At 39.6% G+C, this 2,072-nt stretch carries 2 protein-coding genes and 1 pseudogene; all 3 read left to right on the top strand.

The genetic code is table 11. The features are described 5' to 3' along the window. Positions 1-836: conjugative transposon protein TraM (gene traM / locus ACQR30_RS11590; protein WP_429735233.1), on the top strand; the 836-nt coding region annotated here is incomplete at its 5' end. Positions 837-884: 48 nt separating this feature from the next. After that, on the top strand, positions 885-1,592 hold the full coding sequence (traN, locus tag ACQR30_RS11585) for a conjugative transposon protein TraN (protein WP_429735231.1): 708 nt from the start codon (positions 885-887) through the stop codon (positions 1,590-1,592). A 202-nt stretch (positions 1,593-1,794) separates the two neighbouring features. After that, positions 1,795-2,072, top strand: a pseudogene (locus ACQR30_RS11580) (hypothetical protein); the annotation flags it as partial.

The raw sequence follows: 2,072 nt of genomic DNA, 5'->3' as shown, positions 1-2,072 counted from the left end.
CTTCTTATGAAAACGAACTACCCTATCCAAGTATCCCTCCCATGAATGCAACCCAACTTCAACGCCTGGAAAATTTAAATCAATTATCATCTCAAAGTGACCAGCCGGATGCAGAAACACTCAAATTAAATAGTATGTTGGATAAGGTATTGGACATACAGCATCCGCAGCGGTGGAAAGATAAACAGAACCCTAAAGAAAATAGCAACGATTCCATAAAACTGCTGAAAGCACAGCCCTTTGGTATGGCAGTGCCGATTGGCTCCGTTGGCCATCCAGCCATCAGCTCTTTACCGGGTTATACAGCAAGCGACAGCACTACGGTTACAACCGGGTTTTATGGCTTATCCAATGTCCCCGTCGCAGACACCCTCCTTAACAATATGCAGGCGGTGGTCTACAGGGATCAGGAAATTGTCACAGGCGCTACAGTACAATTAATGTTGACCAATGATATATTGGTTAACCATATCCTAATCCCTAAAAACAGTTTCGTGTTTGGCCGGGCCACTTTGCAGGGGGAAAGGTTGGAAATCACTATTCCAAGTATTCGTTACCGGGATAAGATTTTACCGGTTCGACTATCCGTTTATGATTTGGATGGTTTAAAGGGCATTTATATACCGGGTACCATTAATCGGGACGGTTCTAAACAAGGAGCTGACCGCGCCATTCAAAGTATAGGCCTCAGCAGTTTAAATCCATCCGTATCCGCCGAGGCCGCTGCGGCCGGAATAGAAACAGCCAAAAGTCTGTTAAGCAAGAAAGTAAAACTGGTCCGTGTCGAGCTGAAAGCCGGCTATCAGGTTCTGCTCTTTGATGAAAACAACGAGTAAACACAACCCATGCTTTTATTTCAAAATTTTAAAACTAAAATAATATCCATGCCATATTCAACAAAAATCCAATTAAGATATGTGTCCGCTTTTATAATGGTTATAGGTATGTTATGCTATAACGGCTGCAATCCCCTACTTGCCAATAATATAGCCAAAGTCCATCCGCAAAAGCCACCTTTACAAATTAGTATTTCCTATAACAAAACGACCAATCTTATTTTTCCATTTGCGATTAAAAGTGTCGACAGAGGTAGTCAGGCTGTCCTTGCTCAGATAGCAGCCGGCGCCGATAATATATTACAGATAAAAGCAGCTACACAACATTTTGTCCAAACAAATCTGACGGTGATAACGACAGGTGGTCATTTCTATTCTTTTCTTCTGAGCTACAATTTCAACCCCTCACAGCTGAATTTCATCTTATCAGAACAGGATTGTCTCCACTCACTAACCCAAAGCTTGAATGCGATGACACATCCAGCCATCGAAGCAAATGCGCAAACGGCCGCAGCAAAAAAATCGAATCTACATATCAGAAAGACAAATGGCGACATTTTATTTATGCTAAAAGGTCTTTATGTAAAAAATAATGTTTTTTATTTTAAGCTGGCAATAGAAAATAATAGCCCGATTGATTATAACATCAGCCAGCTACGCTTCTTTACCTGTGATAAGAAAAAGATACGTAGGACTGCCTCACAACAATTAGAACTATTGCCTTTACTAAAAAGTAATACCAATGCAACTGTTTGAAGCCATGCGGCCCAGATTTATATCATCGCCCTTCCCACTTTTACTTTAACGGGTAAAAAATATCTATCCATCAATCTAACGGAACAAAGTGGAAGTAGGTGGCTATCAATTCATCTTTCCAACCAAACGCTTTTGAAAGCAAGCCTGTTTTAAGCATCATGCGTTTAATCTACAATTATTTTTCACCAATCAATCTAATAATATGGAACAAAAAAATCTGGAATATCTGCAAACCCAATTAAAGTACAATGGTTTTGGAGAGGAATTGAATGAGCAATTAAAAGAAAAGCTACTCGAAAAAAAGGAAAACTTCAGTTTGATACACCAGGTCAATTATGGCAATGATATAATGGCCGCAATTCTGCATTTTAGCAAGTCAAAAGAAACCGACAACTACTTCTTCAATGCTTATGATGCACTACTAAAAAAAGGTGATAACAATATCAAGCAGAGCTTCTATGTAGATAAGGGAAATACCAT

Origin of the sequence: Arachidicoccus sp., assembly GCF_050436765.1 — a bacterium.
Taxonomy (GTDB): Bacteria; Bacteroidota; Bacteroidia; order Chitinophagales; family Chitinophagaceae; genus Arachidicoccus.
The sequence above is the reverse complement of the archived record's forward strand: the minus strand, read 5'-3'. Positions and strand labels throughout refer to the sequence as shown.

What these genes read in the sequence shown, in the direction of transcription:
- traN (WP_429735231.1), top strand. Translation starts at nt 885, where the DNA reads ATGCCATATTCAACAAAAATCCAATTAAGATATGTGTCCGCTTTTATA.